This window comes from Pseudomonas monachiensis, assembly GCF_047345015.1.
GTDB classification, from domain to species: Bacteria; Pseudomonadota; Gammaproteobacteria; order Pseudomonadales; family Pseudomonadaceae; genus Aquipseudomonas; species Aquipseudomonas monachiensis.
Genome location: NZ_CP178857.1, coordinates 2,992,867 through 3,012,534 on the forward strand (window position 1 = coordinate 2,992,867; position 19,668 = coordinate 3,012,534).

The window sequence follows — 19,668 nt, forward strand, 5'->3', positions numbered from 1 at the left end:
TAAGAAGGGACTAGTTCTTTGCGGTGGCGGTATTTGCCGCGGCGCGAGCGTCTGCCAGCCAGCTGTCATATTTCGCGCGATGAGCCGCGATCCATTCTTTGGCGTGCCGGGTAATGTCAGCCGCACTTTTTTCGCCATTGTGCATTTTGAGATTTTGCGCGCTTTCATCGTCGGTAGTGATCTGCATTTCAGACAGGAACTTCACCGCAGCCGGATTTTTCTCGGCGAACTCTTTGTTGATTACCGCTTTGACACTGTCTACCGCGAAACCAAGGTTTTTACCATTGAAGGTAGTGTTGACATCGTTTTTGCCACCTGGAAGATCCGTACGCGGCACGGTCAGCCAGACAACATCTTTACCTTCGACCAGAACACCGGAGATCCACTGAGGCACCCAGGTGTAATAGAGAATCGGCTTGCCTTGTTTATAACGAGCGATGGTGTCAGCCATCAGGGCAAAGTAGGAGCCCTGGTTATTGGTAACGGTCTTTTCCAGGCCATAGGCGTTCATATGGTGGGCAATGATGAGCTCACATCCCCAACCAGGGTTGCAACCAGTGAGGTCAGCTTTACCGTCACCATTAGCATCGAACAGTTTGGCAATTTCCGGTTTCTGTAAATCTTCGATAGAGGTGATGTGGTGTTCATCAGCCGTTTTCTTGTCAATCATGTAGCCCTGCAACACGCCCGGCATAATGTCGCCGGTTTTCACCATCGTCTCATCGCCACCGGCCTTCTGGTAGAAAGATTTGTGCAGCTCCTCCCACAGATGTACCGAGAAATCAGCGTCACCATTGGAAATCGCTACCATCATGGTGGAGTACTCGGTTTCCTTGGGTGTCTCAACGTCGTAGCCCAATTCCTTGAGACCCGCCATTGCAATCTCTCCACGGAATCGCTCTTCGGCGATTGACGGGAAAATGGGAGTGATCGATACCCCTTTTCCGGGCAACTGCGCCGTGGCGGCCGATGCGAAAACAGGTGAAACCGCTAGTACTAAAAGCGCCACAGAATGAATGAATTTCTGTTTTATTCCGACTGTTGTGAAGTTCATTATTGTTTACCTTGGCTGGATTACTAAGTTGGCATTTCTTTTGGTTCACGACGCGCCACTGAGCGGGTTAACTTTCTTTGGGACTGACTTCTATTGTTGTAATCGCGTTTTTTCTTTTCAGGCGATAAATGACACCCGCCGGGCCGGTCTGGTACCAGTGCTCACCTTTGGTTGCTCTGTTACTGCGCTCGCCCATCGCCTGGGTCAGGCGGTCAAGGAAAATCGCCAGCAATACCAGGCCCAAGCCACCGACGGTTGCCAAGCCCATATCAAGGCGGCCAATCCCGCGAAGCACCATCATCCCCAACCCACCAACCGAAATCATTGATGCGATCACCACCATCGACAGTGACAACATCAATGCCTGATTCAAACCCGCCATGATCGTTGGTGCAGCTAAAGGAAGTTGAACCCGCCTCAGCATCTGGCGTGGGGTACATCCGAAAGCCCGGGCGGCCTCAACCTTGTCTTCCGGTACCTGGCGAATTCCCAGATTGGTGAGCCTGACCAGTGGTGCTACCGAAAAGATGATCGTGACCAGTACCCCCGGTACGTTGCCGATACCAAACAGCATCACCACGGGTACCAGATAAACAAAAGCAGGCAGTGTTTGCATTGCATCGAGCACTGGCCGCAGAAGCATCTCCAGCCGGTCACTCCGGGCACACAGGACACCCAGCGGTATGCCAATTACTGCACAGAAAAACAGTGAAGTGAGCACCAGAGCGAGGGTAATCATGGCGTCATTCCATACGCCGATCACGCCTAATAGCGTAAGAGTAACAAAGCAAAGAATACCTATTTTTTTTCCGCCTACCTGCCAGCCAAAGAGTGTGGCGATAATAATGAATATTGACGGAGGAATGGCCAGTAGTCCGTACTGAATACCATTAAGTACCTGGTCGATAGGCCATCTTATCGAGCGAAATATCTCGCGGAAATTATGGACCATATAATTCAGGGCAACTTCTACCCATTGGCCCAAAGGGACGTTGATGGATTGAAACGGGTCTAGAAAACTGAATTCGTTCATGCTAATCACCTGAATGTCCGAGCCTGGCAAGCCAGCTAATAGAGACTATTAGTGTCGGCTCATTGTCTGAAGCAGTAGGCTCTTGGAGATCGTGCCTTTGAACACACCCTGGCGATCCAGGACGGCAACTGGATTAACTGCATCGGCAACGATGTGAAAGACGTCCTGCAGGAGTACATCGTCGCGCAGCGTAGGCGTGGATTGATCCGCGGCGTACGGATGCTCTGCACAAATCCTGGCAACATCGCCAGCCTTGAGGATCTTCGAGGCATCGAAACCTTTGAAGAAAGCCCTGACGTAATCGTTCACCGGGTTGCAAAGCAGTTCTTGCGGGGTACCGATCTGTACTACCCGACCATCCTCCATGATCGCAATGCGATGGCCGATGCGAATCGCCTCGTCAATGTCATGGGAGATGAAGATGATGGTGCGATGCTGTTCTGCCTGCAGGCGGATCAGTTCGCCCTGCATTTCGTGGCGAATCAACGGGTCGAGTGCCGAGAAGGCTTCGTCCATCAGCAGGATGGCTGGGTCGTTAGCCAGCGCTCGGGCCAGACCTACCCGCTGTTGCATACCGCCGGACAGTTGGTGCGGGTAACTGTAGGCGTGGCCATCGAGCCCCACCTGTTTAAGTGCCTCGAGTGCACGTTTATGCCGTTCGCTTTCCTCGACACCCGAGATTTCCAGGCCGAAAGCTACGTTGTCGATCACACTCATGTGAGGCATCAGGGCAAACGACTGAAACACCATGCTCATGTCTTTGCGACGAACGCTGAGGAGATCAGCATCCGACAGACCGGTGATTTCCTGGCCGTTGAGATGGATTGTTCCGGAGGTTGGCTCGATCAGTCGATTGAACAAGCGGACCATCGTCGACTTCCCGGAACCGGAAAGCCCCATGATGACGAAAATCTCTCCACGTTTTACGGAGAAACTGGCATCAAAAACGCCAACGACTTGACCGGTTTTGCTGAAAATTTCACTTTTATCAGCACCGCGAGCCAGCATCTCCATCGCGAGTTTTGGCTGAGCACCAAAGACTTTGTAAATGTTTTTTACCGAGAGTATCTCGTCACCAAGACTCATAACCCCTCCTGCTGCAATTACGATGTAAGACCAAGAATTCAGGTGTACGTGTCTTGATCAGTTCAGACGGTGCTTGTGGGGGCAGTCAAGCTGGGAGAAAGGTTGGGAAATAGTCATTGTGACCATCCTCTTTATTATTTGATGTTTATTATTCTTGTTTTATCAGCGCTGAATTAAGCAGTACCGTTGAGAACCAAGTTATTACCTAATAGAGTCAGCGTCTAACAACATTTCTTCCAGCCAATCAATAACGTCATGTTATCAATCATTTAATTATGTCAATTTGCGACTGCGGCAGTGCCAGTTGCGCAGACGAGTGCGGCTGGCCCTGTCTTAGGCTCTGTGTTTGAGCTACGCTCCAGCCTAGGCTCTAGGTGGAACCCTCTCGCCAATCTCGTCCCTAACGGCCTCCAAAGGGCCCCGAACCGGATATTCAATACTCTAGGTTATGGTTAAGCACATCGATCCAGACATGACGCTGCTGAAAATGCCGTCTCTGAAAGCAGTGAAGTCATTCGTAGCCGCCGCAAAATATCAGAGCTTTACGCGTGCGGCAGAAGCACTGTGCGTAACTCAAGCGGCAATCAGCCGTCAGATTCGGGAACTTGAGGCGTACCTAGGGGTGGATCTCTTCAAGAGAGTGGGGCGAGCAGTCGAGTTGACGGAAGCCGGAACCATCTTTTTTGATGCGGCACAGATATCTTTCGTCAACATTTCCCAGGCGGCGGAGCGCATTCGCACCAACAATGCAGGCAAGCGCACGTTGACGCTTTGCTGTTCTCCCGCGTTTTCAGCCCTCTGGCTCGCAGCGAAGCTGCCGGGGTTTTTTACCAAAAACGCAGATATCGACCTCAATCTGGTCACCACTCAAAACTTTTTGTCGATGGAGCCGGGTGTAACTCCGGACATCTTCATCACCAAAATGGCCAGGATTCAGGATGGCTACCGCAGTTATCCGTTGTTTCATGACGTCATCTACCCGGTGTGCACTCCTCGTTACAAAGAGGAGCACCCTGAGCTGTCCAGCCTGGAAGCACTGCGCGACGGGGTTTTGCTCAACCTCAGCCCCTATGGCAGATCCCAGGTAGCGGAGCACGTTGACTGGGGTGTTTGGCTGGCTTATCACGATGTTGATATCGAGAAACGCCCCCACGACAGCCCTCACGTTTTCAACGCGAACGACTACAACCTGGTCATCAGCATGGTGTTGACCCATCAGGGTGTAGCCCTCGGATGGAATCACCTGGTTGCAACCCTGATCGAAAACGGCACGCTGATTCGGCCGATCGAAGAGGAAGTGGTTCTCCATGAAAGTCAGCACTATCTGACCTTTCGTGAAGACCGGATCAATGACGACGCGTGTTGTCGGCTACGAGACTGGATTCTCGCCCAGTTTTCCTGAGCTGTCAGGAAGGCAGGAGTACTGATTGAGCCGTGACTCGGGGTGCGGGGAGGGGAGAAGTTTGAGTATGCCGGTGGTGATCATTCGTGGTTCTCGCCACCGGCAGTTTTGCTCTTAGCCGACAGATCTTAACGGGATCGTGTCATTGAGTTGCTCAAGCATCGTTTTGCAGTACCAATCATCAAACTGACACACACCAATTTCGCTGGCCACCGACAACGGACCCGGCTCGTAAGCAGGAGAGCTGACGCCGACCTGTGCGCCTTCAACCAGGGTGCGATCCTGGTCATTGGTTGCAAGCCAAACCTTGGTCAGGCGATCGATGTCGTAGTCGACACCTTCCTGCGCATCCTTCTTGACGATCCATTTTGTAGTGACCATCGTCTCGCCCGGACCGATGGGCAGAACGCGGAAGCTCAGCGCGTGATCGCCCAGAAAGTGGTTCCAGGTCGATGGGTAGTTGAAATACAGCAGCGCACCGATGTTGGCTTCACCGGTCGTGTCCAAACGACCGGCAACCGCGGGCTTACCATCCATTGTGTAGCTGACGGCACCGGAAAAAAGGGGGATGCGCGTCATGCGGAAGCGACCGTCTTCGTCCATGACCAATCGGCTGGGCAGGCCTGCCGCTTCGCAACGATCCCAATGCTCTTTGAGTTCAAGATCCTCATCGCCGCCGGCGCCACCCACTGATGGGTTGTCAACGAATGAGTGCATCAATTCCGGGTGAGTAAAATCGCAGTGGTAACACTCGCGGTTGTTCTCGAAAACCAGTTTCCAGTTGCCTTTCTCGATGATGTTCGACTCAAACGCGACTTTGCAGTCGTCCAGGTTATGAGGCGCAACGAAGGGCGTCAGAGACTTTCTGAATGACGAAAAGTCAGGTGCCACATCAGCGACGCACACATAAATGTACGTTTCGACGACCTCACAATGCACGGACTTCAACCCATGTTGAGACTTGTCGAAATCCTCCCCCATATTCCCGGCGAACAGCAGTCTGCCGTCCAGCTCGAAGGTCCATTTGTGGTAAGGGCACACCAGCTTGGCTACCTTGCCGCTGGCTTGCGGGCACACCTTTGAACCGCGATGACGGCAGGCGTTGTGGAAGGCCCGAATCTGTTTGTCTGCGCCGCGCACGATAGCGACAGGATAATCGCCGATTTGCAGCGACAGGTACTGACCCGACTTCTCCAGCTCAAATGTGTGCCCGGCGAAGATCCAGCTTTTGTGCCAGATCTGTTCCAGATCCTGCCTGTAAACGTCTGGATCGCTATAAAGGGCACCTGGCAGCGCATGGTCAGGCTTGCGCTGCGCAACAAGATTTGAAACTGCCGATTTAGTGCTCACGGTCAACACACTCCAAAATACCAAAGGGACGACGAAAGACCATTGTTTGCATCAATCTAGATATTGGGTAACGCCATTTCGCCGGTAAAATATCGCTGTTGTAAAGACTACGTCTGCAATCACACCCCAACAAGAAACTTTTACGCTTATCAATGCATAAACAAATGTTATCGATCGATAGCGTAGCTTTAAGATGATATTCGTAACCTATTGAATTTAATGAATAAATAATTTTCGACGCTGTGCGCTATATCGCTTTAAAGATGTCTGCGCGAGGAAGACACGCTATTGACCACTCTATTGCCCCATGCCAGTCTGGATTCAACAGCTAACGGTACTTAGTCAGTAAAACAACCTCTGGCGATCTCGTGTTTGAGTCTTGGGAACTGTCCCGTGAAAACATGGAGGTTTTTATCGCGCCTCAAGGTATCAAAGCTGACGCGTTCATTGACCTTCCACCTAACTCGCATTCGGAGCATTTATCTTGAAATTTGAAGGTATTTATACGCCAGCAGTAACTCCTTATAACTCTGATGGGGAGGTTGACTGGGATGTGTACTCCCAAGTTTTGGAGTCGCTGATTGAGGCGAAGGTGCACGGCATTATTATCGGCGGGTCGACCGGCGAGTATTATGCGCAGACGTCGGAAGAACGCACCGAGTTGGCGGCCTACGCCAAAGATGTGATCGGCACTCGGGTGCAACTGATCGTCAGCACCGGGGCGATTCGTACCGAAGATGCGGTTCAGTACGCCAAGGATGCCAAATCGATCAAAGCGGACGCCATTCTCGTCACGTCCCCGCCTTACGCGCTGCCAACCTCACAGGAAAACGCGATTCACGCGCTCACTATCGATCGCGCAGCGGACTTGCCGATCATGCTTTACAACTATCCGGGGCGCATGTGCGTTTCGATGGATGAAGAGTATTTCACGCGTGTCAGCCAATCGAAAAACGTCGTCGCCATCAAGGAAAGTTCCGGCGACATGGGTCAGGTGCATATGCTGGCCCGGCAGTTCCCCAACATCGCTTTGTCCTGCGGATGGGACGACCAGGCCCTCGAGTTTTTTGCCTGGGGCGCCCGCAGTTGGGTGTGCGCAGGCTCCAACTTCCTGCCCAGGGAACACGTAGCGCTTTATGAAGCCTGCGTGATCGAAAAGAACTTCGACAAAGGCCGTCAAATCATGTCGGCAATGATGCCGCTGATGAATGCCCTGGACGGTGGCAAGTTCGTGCAGTCGATCAAGTACGGCTGTGAAGTTGCCGGATTGAAAGTCGGTAACGTGCGCCTGCCATTGCAGCCACTTGAAGCGGACGAAAAGCAGAGTTTCGCGTCGCTCATTACTGAACTCAAACGTAACGTAGCCAACATTTCTTCGGGAGCCAGCCATGGGTGATCTTCTGAGCAAGGCCGAATATGCCGCTCTGGCCAAAGACATTTCGCTGCCATCCAAGGCGTTCATCAATGGCGCGTTCAAGCCCGCGATCTCTGGCAAAACCTTCGCCACGAACAATCCGGCGACAGGTGAGTTTTTGACTGACGTCGCCGCCTGTTCGTCCGAGGATGTCGACTTTGCGGTGAGCAATGCCAAAGAGGCCTTTGAGGATGGACGCTGGAGATCTGTTTCTCCTCGGGAGCGCAAAGCGGTTCTGTTGAAGTTTGCAAACCTGCTTGAAAACCATCAACACGAACTGGCCGTCCTCGAAAGTCTCGATAGCGGCAAACCTGTCAGTGAATGTCAGTTGGTCGACATCCCGGACACCATCCACACGATCCGCTGGCACGCAGAACTGATCGACAAGATTTATGACAACACCGCCCCGGTGGGCAGCGACGCGCTGACCATGGTGGTCCGGGAGCCGATCGGCGTGGTGGGCTGCGTATTGCCCTGGAACTTCCCGCTGCTGATGCTGGCCTGGAAAATCGGCCCGGCGCTCGCTGCGGGCTGTTCGGTCATCGTCAAACCTGCTGAACAAACCTCGCTGACCACGTTGCGTGTCGCTCAGCTGGCGTTTGAAGCCGGTATACCCGCTGGTGTCCTCAACATTGTGACCGGCACGGGCAAAGACGTCGGTGAGCCGATCGGTTTGCATCACGATGTCGACATGGTGAGCTTCACCGGCTCCACTGCGACCGGCCGCCGCTTCCTGCATTACGCCGCCGATTCGAACCTCAAGCGCATCGTCCTTGAGTGCGGCGGGAAAAACCCGGCCGTGGTGATGGACGATGCGCAAGACCTGGATCTCGTTGCTCAGCATGTCGTCAATGGCGCGTTCTGGAACATGGGTGAAAATTGCTCCGCGACCTCACGTCTGATCGTCCATGCGTCTGTTAAGGACGAACTGCTGGAGCGCATGGGCGCCTACATCCGCGAATGGAAAATGGGTGACCCACTCGATCCGGAAAACCGCGTAGGGTCGCTGGTCAGCCCAGAGCATTTCGCCAAAGTGAAGTCGTACCTTGAGCACGCCACCGCCGCAAAGCTTGAAGTTGTGTACGGCGGCGCGACGAAAGACGGTGCCTTCGTAGAGCCGACAGTGATTGACGGTGTCGATCGAGACAGTCGGCTGTTCCAGGAAGAGATCTTCGGCCCGATTCTTTCGGTCACCACCTTTCATTCGATTTCCGAAGCCATTGCCCTGGCCAATGACACGGTCTACGGCCTGGCCGCCTCGGTATACACCGCCAGTCTGCGCCGGGCGATCAAGTTGTCGCGTGAGATTCGCGCCGGCATCGTCACCGTGAACTGCTTTGGTGAGGGCGATGCTTCGACGCCATTCGGCGGCTACAAGGAGTCGGGCTTCGGTGGTCGGGACAAATCCATTTTTGCCCATGACCAGTACACCGAAATCAAAACAATCTGGATCGATGTGTCTGATCGGTCGGATGAAGAGACCGAAAAATGAGCACCCATACCATCAAGCGCCTGCCGGTAGATACTGGGGTTTCGGGTTGGGAGGCGATTTCCGCACGCACTGCGCCTGTCCGCATGCTTGATGGAAACGTGACGGCGGACTGGCTGATTATCGGTGCCGGTTTTGCCGGCTTGTCCGCCGCTCGCAGACTTTCACAGTTACACCCCGGTGACAGCATTGTTGTGGTCGATGCTCATGAAGTCGCCAAGGGGCCGGCAGGCAGGAACTCTGGCTTCATGATCGATGTGCCGCACAGTCTGTCGTCCGGGGAATACTCCGTGGCGAGTGAGTCTGCAACGGCGCTGGAAATCACGCAAAATCGTTTTGCGATTGAGTTTGCCGCGCAAGCCGCACGCGAGTACGGCATGTCCACAAACACCTTTGACCCATCAGGGAAGATCAACGCGGCCGCCACTGAGCGGGGATTGAAGCTGAACGTCAATTACGCACAGTCCCTTGAGCGCATCGGCGAAAAGTTCGAGATGTTTGATGCCGCGCAAATGCGCGAAATCACCGGGTCCACCTATTACCACGGTGGGATCTACACACCCGGCGCAGTGTTGATTCAACCCGCTCAATACATTAGGGACCTGGCAGCAGGGCTCGAAGGGAAAATCACGCTGTTCGAACGCTCTCCGATTATTGAATTGACCAAGCAGGGAAGCGGTTGGAGCGCTCGATCTCATAACGGGACGGTGCACGCACCCAAGGTCATCCTGGGGGTTAACGGGCACATTGAGGACTTTGGACATTATCAAGGACGCCTGTTGCACGTCTTCACTTACGCCTCCATGACGGCTGCGTACAGTGATGATGCATTCAAGAAAGACGTGCCGGGTAGAGCCAAGTGGGCATTGTTGCCAGCTGATCCAATGGGAGCGACTGTTCGTAAAATCTCTACGGACGGTCTCTCGCGTATCGTCATCCGGACAAAATTCACCTATGACCCGAGTATCCAGGTCACCCCAGAGCGTGTGGCTGCGGTTGCCAAAGAACAGCGACAGTCTCTGGATGCACGCTTTCCCGAATTGAAATCCACTGCGTTGGAGTTCAGTTGGGCCGGCCGTCTGTGTTTGAGTCGTAACAGCGCCGCTGCATTTGGCGAGATCGAAGAAAACCTGTATTCGGCTTGCTGCGAAAATGGGTTGGGAACGGTCAAGAGCACGCTGGCAGGTGTAATGGCAGCGGAATTGGCTTCGGGTATACGTTCTGATTTTCTGGATAGTTTCAGTCACGCGCCAGGACCCAGCAGGCTCCCCCCCCAAATAATAACGAAGCTGGGCGTCAGTTCGGTCATTCGTTGGCATGAGTTTTGGGCCGGGCGAGAAGGTTAGCAAGTTTAAGTTGTCGGCTTTTCCTATAAAGGCCGTTTAATAAGTCACTAATAAGAACGGAACAATCCATGAAGAATATTTGGAAGGCATTCTGCGCGCTCGCGTTTGTGGGCATGATGAGTTTGCAGGCACACGCTGAAGAAAAAAACATAGTAATGGGGACCATGTCTTGGGAGGATTTGGTGCCCATTACCGGCATTACCAAGAAGGTACTTGAGAACGCTGGGTATACCGTAAAAGTCGTGGAGTTTTCCGAGTGGGGTATCGCTTACGCTGCACTCAGCAAAGGGGATATTCAGGTATTGGCCTCCCAGATTGATTACGCCGCCGCCGATTATTGGAAAAAGAACAAGAACAAAATCGAGAAGCTGTCACCGGTCTCCTTTGGTCTTTATCAGGGCATGGCAGTACCCGGTTACGTAGACATCGACTCCATCGAACAGCTGAATGCAAACGCGGACAAACTGGGGAACAGAATCATTGGCATCGAACCAGGTTCGGGTTTGATGAGTGACGCGAACAACGTGGTCAAAGCGTACGACATCAAGCTCAAGCTGGTCGAGGGCAGTACTTCGGCCATGACCGCGGCTTTAAAGTCGGCAGTCGACCGAAAAGAATGGGTGGCGGTAACCGTCTGGGATCCTTCCTGGATGACCAGGAAATTTGATCTCAAATTCTTGAAAGATCCAAAAGGGGTCTTCCCGCCGTTGCAGGGTTATTACTGGATTGGACACAAAGGCTTCGCTGAAGCCAATCCGCGTGCGCGTGAACTGATGGCCAGTGTTTATGTGCCTATCACGGACATCACCGCGATGAATGCCGAAGTCAAGGATGGCAAGACCATGGACGAGGCTATCAAGGGTTGGATTGATGGTCATACAGATCTTGTAAATCGTTGGGGAAATATCAAGAACTATTAAGTTTGGTTTGTTTGCCACTGCCGCCCTTTGATTAATTAAAAAACCAGCAAACAACTGGTTCGATGGATTGCGAAATGACAATGGCCACAATTAATTCTGACGAAGTGCTGATAGATTGCCAGTCGGTTTGGAAAATCTTCGGTAAAAATGCACCTGCAGCCATGGACGCGGTTGTCCAGCAGGGTCTTTCAAAGACCCGGATCCTGCAAAACCATGGCTGTGTGGTCGGGGTTTCCGATGTCAGTCTCCAGGTTCGCCGGGGGGAAATTTTTTGCATCATGGGTTTGTCCGGCAGTGGCAAATCCACCCTTATAAGGTTGCTGAACAAGCTGATCACCCCAAGCTCGGGGAAGGTGCTGGTCAAAGGCAAGGACGTTTCATCCTTGTCGCCGGCACAACTGCGAGAGGTGAGGGCGCGTCACATCGGTATGGTCTTTCAAAGCGTTGCCTTGCTGCCTAACCGTACGGTTCTTGAGAACACCGCGTTTGGCCTGGAAGTCCAGGGCGTGGGCAAGGCTGCACGTTACAAAGTGGCCGAGCAGGCGCTGACAAAGGTTGGATTGAGCGAGTGGACTTCACGCTATCCAGGCGAACTGTCAGGCGGCATGCAACAACGGGTCGGACTGGCGCGTGCACTCACAGCTGACCCAGAAATAATTTTGATGGATGAGCCGTTCAGCGCGCTTGATCCGCTGATTCGCCGACAGTTGCAGGATGAGTTCCGCCTGCTGACCAAGGAGCTGGGCAAGTCCGCGGTGTTTATTACACACGACCTGGACGAGGCCATCCGCATCGGTGACCGCATTGCAATCATGAAGGATGGCGCCATCATTCAGGTTGGCACCGCCGAGGAAATCGTGCTCAACCCGGCTGACGACTACGTGGCGGAATTCGTCGCCGGCATTTCCCGATTGCATCTGGTCAAGGCTCACTCGGTCATGACGTCTGTCCAGGCCTACAAGGCTGCACAGCCGACTTGCGATATTTCCCGGCTCATCCAAACCTCGCTTGACGCCGATATCGATGAGCTTATCAGCTTGACGATGAAGTCCAGGCGGGACGGGCTTGCCGTGGTCGATAACGGAACAGTGGTCGGGATCATCACGCCTCGTGATCTGCTGCGTGGCGTTCAAGGTATTCCCAACGAGTTGGCGCCCGTAGCTACGGCCAACGCGATGGAGGCGTCCGCATGAGCATGCCGGATTTTTCCAGTCAGTTCGATGCATCCATTGATACAGGACTGGAATGGCTTTCAGATAATGGCGAGTTCGTGTTCGATGCCGTCAATGCGGTGCTGAAGGGCATTTACGAAGGTGTGCTGTGGTGTGTCGCCTATCCACCGCACTACGTTGTAGCGATTGTCATGGCGTTGATTGGCTGGCGTCTGGCTGGCGTTCGCTTTGCAATTCTTGCAGGTTTGGCCCTGTTGTTTTGCGACGTCATCGGCTTGTGGCCAGAGACAGTCAGCACGCTTGCCCTGGTGCTCACAGCAACTGTCCTGGCACTGGTTGTCGCCATTCCGCTGGGGGTCATTGCCGGTCTGGCGCCGGCCTTTGATCGCGTGGTTGATCCTTGTCTGGATTTGATCCAGACGATGCCGCCCTACATCTACCTGCTACCGGCCATTGCACTGCTCGGCTACGGCCCTGCCACGGCGCTGTTGGCGACTTTTATCGTCGCGCTTCCCCCTGCGCTACGACTGACCTCCCTGGGTATTCGCATGACACCCAAGGAGTTCATCGAGTTGGGAGATGCCAGCGGCGTGACTGGAATCCAGATGTTTTTCAAGATCCGCTTACCGTTCGCCATGCCCAGCATCATGGCCGGTGTCAACCAAAGCTTGATGATGGCGTTCGGTATGGTCGTCATCGCCGGCATTGTGGGTTCGGGCGGTTTGGGCGAGGCGATTTACGGTTCCATCCGTACGTTGGATATCGCCAAGTCGATCAACGCGGCCATCGCTATCGTTATCCTGACCATGATCCTGGATCGTCTGGCGCAGAGTGCTGCACAGGCGCGGGTGAGGGCTTCCCAATGACAACGCACATTCAATTTTCTCCAGGCGATTACCTGGCTCCCGCCGTTGATTGGCTGAACACTAATTTACATGGATTGTTCAAAGGGATAAGTCAGGTCATTGAGGCGGTACTCGGTGCAGTGGAGGGGGCGCTGCTTGCTCCCCATCCGTACTTATTCATCGGTATTGTCGTCGTTGCGGCGTTCTTTTTTGCCAATAAACGAGTCGCTGTTTTCGCTGCGGTGATGTTGACTTTCTGTTTGTTCGCTGGCCTTTGGGTCGCGTCCATCCAGACGATTGCGCTGGTCAGCGTGTCGGTCCTGATCTCTGTCGCCATCGCTTTCCCGCTGGGGGTTCTGGCCGCCCGGGTGAAGCGTGTAGATGAAGCGTTGCTGCCGATTCTGAACATCATGCAAACGGTGCCGCCCTGGGTATACCTGATCCCCGCCGTGATGCTGTTCAGCTTGGGACGGGTGCCCGCGATCATCGCAACGATTGTTTACGGCATCCCGCCGATGCTCAGATTGACGACCCTGGCCTTCAAGCAGCTGCCCAAGGATCTCCTTGAGTTGGGCCAGGCGTCCGGTGCTTCACCTAAAGACATTCTGTTCAAAATTGAACTGCCGACTGCCGCTCCCACGCTGTTGGTAGGCCTGAACCAATGTATCCTCATGTCGTTGGCGATGGTGGTGCTGGCAGGTTTGGTGGGGGCGGGCGGTCTGGGGGCTGAAGTGACTCGTGGCCTCTCGAGGATGGAGATGGGATTGGGCCTTCGAGCAGGCCTGGCCATTGTCGCTATTGCGCTGCTGTTGGATCGACTGTCACGGGGCGCGTTGCAGCGTCACTCGCCCAGTAAACTCCTTTGAAGGGGGCGGCTGAACGTCGGCGACGTTCGTCAGTGTAAACAAGCGAGGCTTAAAGTGATCGAACGACGAGACTTCAGCGGGTGTATGAAAGGTAAAAACCTGCGCTATGTGGAAGAGACCCGGAGTGAGTCGACGGCCCATGCCCGGGCAGGATTTTTACTGCTCGAGCACTTCTCGTTGCCTGCATTTACGCAAGCGCTCGATACGATTGTCACTGCCAACCTTTTGCGTCCGGCGTTGTTCTCTTCACGAACCTTCGGGGTGCAGGATGGAGAGGTTACCAGCGACCTTGGCCTGGTCATTCGACCGGATGCGCGTTTGGACGTGGCAGCACTCAAAGACCTTGATTTGCTGGTCATATGCGGCGGCTATCGCACCGAACTCAAAGTCAATCACGAGCTGATCAGCATCCTTAAAACGGCATCGGAACTGGGTATCACCCTGGCCGGGCTGTGGAATGGGGCGTGGTTTTTGGGCGTGTCAGGTTTGCTTGAGGGATATCGTTGTGCGATTCATCCCGAACACCGACCCGCGCTCGCAGAAATTTCAAAAGTCACGCATGTCACCAGTGAAGCATTTGTCATGGATCGAGACCGGCTCACGGCTTCGAGTCCGGCGGGTGCCTATCATATGGCTCTCGAGTGGATCAAAGGGCTGCACGGCAAGGCACTTGTCGAGGGCATCGAAGACATTCTGTCTTTCGAAGAGTCGCGGTATCGGCGTATCAAACCGACACAGAACATCTCGTTGAGTGCCCCCCTCAAAGAGGTGGTCAAACTGATGGATGCCAACCTGGAAGAACCGTTGCAAATGGACCAACTTGCGGTCTATGCCGGTCGTTCCCGTCGACAAATAGAGCGCTTGTTCAAAGAGCAACTGGGTACCACGCCGCAACGGTATTACCTGGAATTGCGCATTACCGAAGCACGGCGATTACTTCAGCACACAGAGCTGTCTCAGGTTGACGTGCTGGTCGCGTGCGGCTTTGTTTCACCGAGCCATTTCAGTAAATGCTACAGCTCGTACTTCGGTTACCGGCCTTCGAGAGAAACGCGGTTGGTGAAGTAAAAACCGGGCTGTCGCAAAAAGTTAAGGGAGGAGGGCATGACCGAGTTGCGATTGAAGTGCGACCAAACAAAAAATGCTGCGCCCACCGTTGCTGCTGGTGCTGGCGTCGCAAGGCCTCAACTCGGGATTTTTTTATGCCTGCTTTCAATGCTTATCTTTGCGAGCCAGGACGGACTAACCAAGGTGCTTGTCAAAGACTTCCCGGTTGCCCAACTGGTCATGGTGCGCTATTGGGTGTTTGTCGTTTTTGCCCTCGGATATGCCGCCTGCCAAGGTAGGGGCAAAGAGTCTTTTCGCAGTAAGCACCCTTGGCTCCAAATCATTCGAGCGCTGTTAGCCGTGGGTGAAACCATACTGTTTGCAGTGGGGCTACGATATTTGGGCCTGGCCGAAATGCATGCGCTCTATGCCGTATTTCCGCTGATGGCACTGGCATTGGCGGGGGCCGTGCTTGGGGAGTTCATAGGTCTGCGGCGCTGGATTGCCGCCGCCATAGGGTTCACCGGGACACTGATCATCCTTCGACCAGGCGCGGGCGTTTTTGAACTCGCGGCGCTGATTCCCCTGCTGGCTGCTTTAGCATTCGCGGTGTTCAACGTACTGACGCGCCGGATTAGCCAGCACGACGCCTTTGCTACGAACATGCTCTTTATGGCAAGTGTGGGTGCCCTGACAGTCACATTTGCGGGGCTACCCGCATGGGTTTCTCCGACTCCGGTCCAGGGCCTCTTGATGGGGATCCTGTCATTGACGGGCGTAGTCGCTCAGATTCTGTTCATTCAAGCACTGAAATACGCAACCGCTTCTACCCTGCAACCTTTCAACTATGCGCTTCTGGTGTTCGCCACTTTGATTGGTGTGATCGTCTTTGCCGAGCACCCCGACACATGGGTAGTTGTCGGAGCAGCGTTGGTTATTATCGGTGGGCTGTATGCGATTAAAGCCAAGGCGTGAACACTCCAGAGGAAGAGAATGCAGCGAAGTATGTCCCGGTTGGCAGGGCAGGTCGCCCAGGGGAACTGGCTGCTGCCGTTACGCTCCTGGCGTCACCGGAGTCCAGTTACATTACCGGTGAATTGCTGGTGGTCGATGGTGGCAATTGCCTGATAGAGAACAAAGCGCCCAAGCAATCAATACGTGCCCGTCACGAAATTTTGCAGCGGAGGAGAGTAAGTGACTCCCTCCGTTGCAAGTCAGGTTGTCAGGCTGATTCGATCAAAACGGCAGTGGCAGTTTCGCTGTGCGCCCCCCATCCACCACGAGCACCTGTCCGGTAATGAAGGCCGATGACTGCGAAGCGAGGAAAACGACTGTCCCGCCAACATCCGCCGGCAATCCGGTACGTCCGACCGGGTGAAGACGCTGGAGTGCCTGGCGCGCCGCATGCGGATCAGCTTGAGCGGCGAGATATGCATCACTCAACTCGGAGTTTATCCACCCTGGAGCAATGGCATTGCAGCGAATGCCGTCCCGTCCGAGATCGACTGCCAAGGCTCGGGTCAGCCCATGGATGCCAGCCTTGGAGGCACAGTACGCGGCATGTTCAGGGTTGGCGCCTATCCCTTCGATCGACCCGATGTTGATGATGCTGCCACCGCCTCGCTGACGCATCTGAGGCACCAACGCCTTGCACAAGAACGCTGGTGCCCGCAGATTGACAGCCATCATGCGATCCCAGTCCTGCTCGGTCATCTCATCAATCGATTTCTCGAACATGAACCCCGCATTATTCACCAGGACATCGACTCCGCCGAGCTGCTCCCGGGCTATTTGCGCGATCAAACCTGGAGACTCCACCGAAGCGAGATCTGCCTCGACGAAATAGACCTGAGGGTGACTTTGCAAGTCGACGTCCAGTGCCTGACGCTGAGCGATCAACACAGTAGCTCCCGCCTCAAGCAATTGTTCGGTGATGCCTCGGCCAATCCCTCTGCCGCCCCCGGTCACCACTACATTTTTACCGTTGAGCATCGCTACCTCTCCTTAGCCGGACACCGGCTTGGCGCCTGTGACTTCTACCGTTTCACCGGCGATGTACCTGGCCTCGTCGGACGCCAGAAATGCGATGACATCCGCAATGTCTTCGGGCTCGGCGATACGGCCTAGTGGGACGCTCTTGTTTAGCTCTTGCACGGCTTTGTCCGGATCCAGGCCGCGACGTTCAAAGCCGCTGCGTATCATCGGGGTATTGATTTCGTGCGGGCACACGGCGTTGACACGGATGCCCAAAGGGGCGCAATCGCGGCCCAGATTTTTGGTTAAAGCCGCAACGGCCCCTTTGCTTGTGCAATACGCCACGTGGGCGGGGCCTGGATAAATTCCCCAGACAGATGATGTGTTGACGATTGCGGCGCCCGGGCGATTTTTCATGTGCGGTATCGCGGCACGGCAGATGAAGAACACCGCATTCAGGTTTACGCCCATGGCGTCGAACCACATGTCGTCAGTGGTTTCCTCTATCGTGCCACGGGGAATGATGCCCGCATTGTTCAATACGATATCGATCCCCGAAAAAACATCGACGGCCGTTTGGACAATCGCTTCGCAATATTCTTTTCGGCGTAAATCGCCTGCCACATAGAGTACTTCCGCGCCCAGGTCACGAACTTTGGCTAAGATTGATTTGCAACCGGCTTCGTCAAGATCAGATAAAACAAGCTTTGCGCCTTCTCGGGCGAACAATAATCCTAACGCCTGTCCGACACCTCCGGCAGCGCCCGTAATGACCACCACTTTATTATTGAATTTCATAGGACAACCTACCTGGTAAGTTTTTGGCGGAGTCATTATTTAATTTCAATGGATCGCAGCGTCCAGCAACTTTTTTACAGGGCCAAAGATAACGTGGCGTTATCCTGAAATTTCTGACTCGATAGTTTTTCTGGTGTCGGCGAAGTCTTGATAAAAGTGTCCGCACTTTTTCAAAAAATTAATTGATTCGGGTCATTGATGGCGTGCTCTATTGATTTGGCGATTGATCGTCTCGAAAATGTACGCCCCTGTACATGCCGTGTACGCCAAAGATCCTGGGGTGTACAGTGTCGAAGAATTTTCAAATAAAGGTGCACCCGAATGTCACAGACAGGAAGGGCGAAAACCAAAGCGCAGGACGCCGGCTGGCGAGGCTCCGTCGATGGTTGGCTGGACGCCGCCTATGATGCCCTGAAGGAGTCGGGTGTTGATGCTGTGCGGGTGATGCCGCTGGCCAAACGCTTGAATTTGTCCCGTACCAGCTTTTACTGGTTCTATGAAGATCGCGAACAGCTGCTCGCGGCACTCCTGGCTCGATGGCGGGACAAGAACACCGGCGGTATGGTCAGCCAATGCGAGAGTTACGCAGAAAGTATTTCCGAAGCGATTCTCAACGTCTTCGAATGCTGGGTGAACCCTGAACTGTTCGACTCGCAGTTCGAATTTGCCGTGCGCAGTTGGGCGCTGCAATCGGACGAGGTCACTGCTGAAATCGCTTTGGCCGATGAGGCTCGGATGAATGCCCTGGCCGCGATGTTCCGACGGTTTGGCTACGACGGCGAGGGTGCCGACGTTCGGGCCAGGACGATCTACCTCACGCAGATTGGCTACATCTCCATGAAAACCAGTGAAGATATCGTCGTTAGATTTCGACGGATTCCTCAGTACGTGAGTGTGTTCACCGGCAAAGTACCTAAGCGGCGAGAGCTGGACCGCTTTTATGGAAAGTTCGGCTACGCGGAAAAAGAGCCCGGCGTTTTCGTTCCCTTGGTCGATACATTCGAGGAGTCGACTGCCGATGGAGAATAGAACTCTGGGCATCATCGGAGGTACCGGCTGGCTCGGGCGCGCAATCGCCCAGGCGCTGCTCGATAGCGGGGTCATCGGGCCTGACCGCTTATTGATCTCGAACCGCTCCGGCGTCAGTCCCTTCGAGCCAGGCGTGAGACTGCTGGCTGACAACCAGCAGTTGGTGGACCTCAGCGATATTGTCGTGCTGTCCATCCGACCGGAGCAGTTTCGTGAACTGCAGATCAACGCCCGCGGCAAGCGGGTGATTTCCCTGATGGCCGGAGTTCCGGCGGCATCCATCAGCGCGGCCACCGGTGCGGATGCAGTGGTGCGGGCCATGCCGAATGCGGCCGTGGAAATCAGGCAGTCGTTTACGCCCTGGTACTGTGCCGGAAACCTTGTTGAATGCGACCGCCAGTGGGTGCAACGACTGTTCGAGTGCGTAGGTTCAGCGGACGAAGTGCCTGATGAGGACTGTATTGATTACCTCAGCGCCTTGTCCGGGACTGGGCCGGCCTTTCCGGCAATGTTGCAAATGGCACTGACTAATCAGGCGGTGGCAGCGGGAATTCCCCTTGCCATCGCACAGCGCGCTGCACAAGGCGTGGTGGTGGGGGGCGGCCAGATGCTTGCCAGCCGCGATCCGCGGCAAATGATTGAGTCGTTGATGGCTTACCGTGGCGTGACGGCAGCAGCGCTGCAGTCGATGGCCGATCAGGGCATCGACTGCATTGTGGGGCGGGCAGTCAATGCAGGCGCTGAGGTTGCGCGGCGGGGAATGTAGCAGGGCAGGGGATAACAGTGAAGGGCCGTGAAGGGCCTTCACTGCCGAAGGCGTCATGGGAAGCTCCGTGCGTCCCT

The 19,668-nt window shown here is 54.5% G+C and carries 18 protein-coding genes and 2 pseudogenes; 14 read left to right on the plus strand and 6 right to left on the minus strand.

Translation table 11 applies throughout. From position 1 onward, the window contains the following. Positions 1–10 precede the first annotated feature (10 nt). The 3 genes from proX to ACMDB8_RS13375 all read right to left on the minus strand — a co-directional run bounded on the left by proX (position 11) and on the right by ACMDB8_RS13375 (position 3,173). Positions 11–1,054 (minus strand): glycine betaine/L-proline ABC transporter substrate-binding protein ProX, encoded by a 1,044-nt coding sequence (proX, locus tag ACMDB8_RS13365; RefSeq protein ID WP_409079451.1) that lies wholly within the window; start codon positions 1,052–1,054, stop codon positions 11–13. A gap of 67 nt (positions 1,055–1,121) precedes the next feature. After that, positions 1,122–2,087 (minus strand): glycine betaine/L-proline ABC transporter permease ProW, encoded by a 966-nt coding sequence (gene proW / locus ACMDB8_RS13370; RefSeq protein ID WP_056724828.1) that lies wholly within the window; start codon positions 2,085–2,087, stop codon positions 1,122–1,124. 48 nt (positions 2,088–2,135) lie between these two features. Further along, positions 2,136–3,173, minus strand: a complete 1,038-nt coding sequence (locus ACMDB8_RS13375; protein WP_409079452.1) for a quaternary amine ABC transporter ATP-binding protein — start codon at positions 3,171–3,173, stop codon at positions 2,136–2,138. A gap of 448 nt (positions 3,174–3,621) precedes the next feature. On the opposite strand from ACMDB8_RS13375, the gene ACMDB8_RS13380 reads away from it, so the two are divergent. Then, positions 3,622–4,575 carry a LysR family transcriptional regulator gene (locus ACMDB8_RS13380; RefSeq protein ID WP_409079453.1) on the plus strand — a complete coding sequence of 318 codons (954 nt, stop codon included), beginning with the start codon at positions 3,622–3,624 and terminating at the stop codon, positions 4,573–4,575. 114 nt (positions 4,576–4,689) lie between these two features. Here ACMDB8_RS13380 and ACMDB8_RS13385 read toward each other — a convergent pair whose 3' ends face one another. After that, positions 4,690–5,925, minus strand: coding sequence for an aromatic ring-hydroxylating oxygenase subunit alpha (locus ACMDB8_RS13385; RefSeq protein WP_056724833.1), 1,236 nt, complete (start codon positions 5,923–5,925; stop codon positions 4,690–4,692). A 362-nt stretch (positions 5,926–6,287) separates the two neighbouring features. Here ACMDB8_RS13385 and ACMDB8_RS13390 point away from each other — a divergent pair. The 11 genes and pseudogenes from ACMDB8_RS13390 to ACMDB8_RS13440 all read left to right on the plus strand — a co-directional run. Continuing rightward, positions 6,288–6,413: pseudogene (locus ACMDB8_RS13390) on the plus strand (GntR family transcriptional regulator); the annotation flags it as partial. After that, on the plus strand, positions 6,410–7,321 hold the full coding sequence (locus ACMDB8_RS13395; protein WP_409079454.1) for a dihydrodipicolinate synthase family protein: 912 nt from the start codon (positions 6,410–6,412) through the stop codon (positions 7,319–7,321). The pseudogene ACMDB8_RS13390 and the gene ACMDB8_RS13395, both read left to right, overlap by 4 nt. Next, positions 7,314–8,831, plus strand: a complete 1,518-nt coding sequence (locus ACMDB8_RS13400) for an aldehyde dehydrogenase (protein ID WP_056724837.1) — start codon at positions 7,314–7,316, stop codon at positions 8,829–8,831. Before ACMDB8_RS13395 ends, ACMDB8_RS13400 begins: the two co-directional genes overlap by 8 nt. Beyond that, a complete protein-coding gene (locus ACMDB8_RS13405) occupies positions 8,828–10,174 on the plus strand; it encodes an NAD(P)/FAD-dependent oxidoreductase (RefSeq protein WP_223541209.1) in 1,347 nt (448 codons plus the stop codon). The genes ACMDB8_RS13400 and ACMDB8_RS13405 overlap by 4 nt, the downstream gene beginning before the upstream one ends. 68 nt (positions 10,175–10,242) lie before the next feature. Next, positions 10,243–11,094: a glycine betaine ABC transporter substrate-binding protein gene (locus ACMDB8_RS13410; RefSeq protein ID WP_223541208.1), complete on the plus strand. Its 852-nt coding sequence runs from the start codon at positions 10,243–10,245 to the stop codon at positions 11,092–11,094. Between the two features lie 74 nt (positions 11,095–11,168). Further along, complete coding sequence (locus ACMDB8_RS13415) at positions 11,169–12,287, plus strand: quaternary amine ABC transporter ATP-binding protein (protein ID WP_409079455.1); 1,119 nt, start codon at positions 11,169–11,171, stop codon at positions 12,285–12,287. Then, positions 12,284–13,132 (plus strand): ABC transporter permease, encoded by an 849-nt coding sequence (locus tag ACMDB8_RS13420; protein WP_409079456.1) that lies wholly within the window; start codon positions 12,284–12,286, stop codon positions 13,130–13,132. Before ACMDB8_RS13415 ends, ACMDB8_RS13420 begins: the two co-directional genes overlap by 4 nt. Next, a complete protein-coding gene (locus ACMDB8_RS13425) occupies positions 13,129–13,977 on the plus strand; it encodes an ABC transporter permease (RefSeq protein ID WP_413966577.1) in 849 nt (282 codons plus the stop codon). The genes ACMDB8_RS13420 and ACMDB8_RS13425 overlap by 4 nt, the downstream gene beginning before the upstream one ends. 54 nt (positions 13,978–14,031) lie before the next feature. Continuing rightward, a complete protein-coding gene (locus ACMDB8_RS13430) occupies positions 14,032–15,045 on the plus strand; it encodes a GlxA family transcriptional regulator (RefSeq protein ID WP_177336472.1) in 1,014 nt (337 codons plus the stop codon). Between the two features lie 36 nt (positions 15,046–15,081). Then, entirely contained in the window at positions 15,082–15,999 is a 918-nt protein-coding gene (locus ACMDB8_RS13435; protein ID WP_409079242.1) for a DMT family transporter, read from the plus strand. Then, positions 15,993–16,169: pseudogene (locus ACMDB8_RS13440) on the plus strand (SDR family oxidoreductase); the annotation flags it as partial. The gene ACMDB8_RS13435 and the pseudogene ACMDB8_RS13440, both read left to right, overlap by 7 nt. Before the next feature lie 91 nt (positions 16,170–16,260). Here the strand turns inward: ACMDB8_RS13440 and ACMDB8_RS13445 are convergent. Together ACMDB8_RS13445 and ACMDB8_RS13450 are read right to left on the minus strand one after the other, a co-directional pair. Next, positions 16,261–17,016: an SDR family NAD(P)-dependent oxidoreductase gene (locus tag ACMDB8_RS13445; RefSeq protein WP_056724851.1), complete on the minus strand. Its 756-nt coding sequence runs from the start codon at positions 17,014–17,016 to the stop codon at positions 16,261–16,263. A gap of 12 nt (positions 17,017–17,028) precedes the next feature. Next, entirely contained in the window at positions 17,029–17,796 is a 768-nt protein-coding gene (locus ACMDB8_RS13450; protein ID WP_409079241.1) for an SDR family NAD(P)-dependent oxidoreductase, read from the minus strand. A gap of 321 nt (positions 17,797–18,117) precedes the next feature. Here ACMDB8_RS13450 and ACMDB8_RS13455 point away from each other — a divergent pair, with 321 nt between their 5' ends. Next, positions 18,118–18,825, plus strand: coding sequence for a TetR/AcrR family transcriptional regulator (locus ACMDB8_RS13455; protein WP_056724856.1), 708 nt, complete (start codon positions 18,118–18,120; stop codon positions 18,823–18,825). After that, positions 18,815–19,591 carry a pyrroline-5-carboxylate reductase family protein gene (locus ACMDB8_RS13460; RefSeq protein WP_056724857.1) on the plus strand — a complete coding sequence of 259 codons (777 nt, stop codon included), beginning with the start codon at positions 18,815–18,817 and terminating at the stop codon, positions 19,589–19,591. The genes ACMDB8_RS13455 and ACMDB8_RS13460 overlap by 11 nt, the downstream gene beginning before the upstream one ends. Positions 19,592–19,668 lie beyond the last annotated feature (77 nt).

Coding starts and splice junctions, on each gene's coding strand:
- proX (WP_409079451.1), bottom strand. CDS start 1,054: ATGAACTTCACAACAGTCGGAATAAAACAGAAATTCATTCATTCTGTG.
- ACMDB8_RS13420 (WP_409079456.1), top strand. CDS start 12,284: ATGAGCATGCCGGATTTTTCCAGTCAGTTCGATGCATCCATTGATACA.
- ACMDB8_RS13450 (WP_409079241.1), bottom strand. CDS start 17,796: ATGAAATTCAATAATAAAGTGGTGGTCATTACGGGCGCTGCCGGAGGT.
- ACMDB8_RS13375 (WP_409079452.1), bottom strand. CDS start 3,173: ATGAGTCTTGGTGACGAGATACTCTCGGTAAAAAACATTTACAAAGTC.
- ACMDB8_RS13410 (WP_223541208.1), top strand. CDS start 10,243: ATGAAGAATATTTGGAAGGCATTCTGCGCGCTCGCGTTTGTGGGCATG.
- ACMDB8_RS13435 (WP_409079242.1), top strand. CDS start 15,082: ATGACCGAGTTGCGATTGAAGTGCGACCAAACAAAAAATGCTGCGCCC.
- proW (WP_056724828.1), bottom strand. CDS start 2,087: ATGAACGAATTCAGTTTTCTAGACCCGTTTCAATCCATCAACGTCCCT.
- ACMDB8_RS13460 (WP_056724857.1), top strand. CDS start 18,815: ATGGAGAATAGAACTCTGGGCATCATCGGAGGTACCGGCTGGCTCGGG.
- ACMDB8_RS13455 (WP_056724856.1), top strand. CDS start 18,118: ATGTCACAGACAGGAAGGGCGAAAACCAAAGCGCAGGACGCCGGCTGG.
- ACMDB8_RS13400 (WP_056724837.1), top strand. CDS start 7,314: ATGGGTGATCTTCTGAGCAAGGCCGAATATGCCGCTCTGGCCAAAGAC.
- ACMDB8_RS13415 (WP_409079455.1), top strand. CDS start 11,169: ATGACAATGGCCACAATTAATTCTGACGAAGTGCTGATAGATTGCCAG.
- ACMDB8_RS13380 (WP_409079453.1), top strand. CDS start 3,622: ATGGTTAAGCACATCGATCCAGACATGACGCTGCTGAAAATGCCGTCT.
- ACMDB8_RS13445 (WP_056724851.1), bottom strand. CDS start 17,016: ATGCTCAACGGTAAAAATGTAGTGGTGACCGGGGGCGGCAGAGGGATT.
- ACMDB8_RS13405 (WP_223541209.1), top strand. CDS start 8,828: ATGAGCACCCATACCATCAAGCGCCTGCCGGTAGATACTGGGGTTTCG.
- ACMDB8_RS13425 (WP_413966577.1), top strand. CDS start 13,129: ATGACAACGCACATTCAATTTTCTCCAGGCGATTACCTGGCTCCCGCC.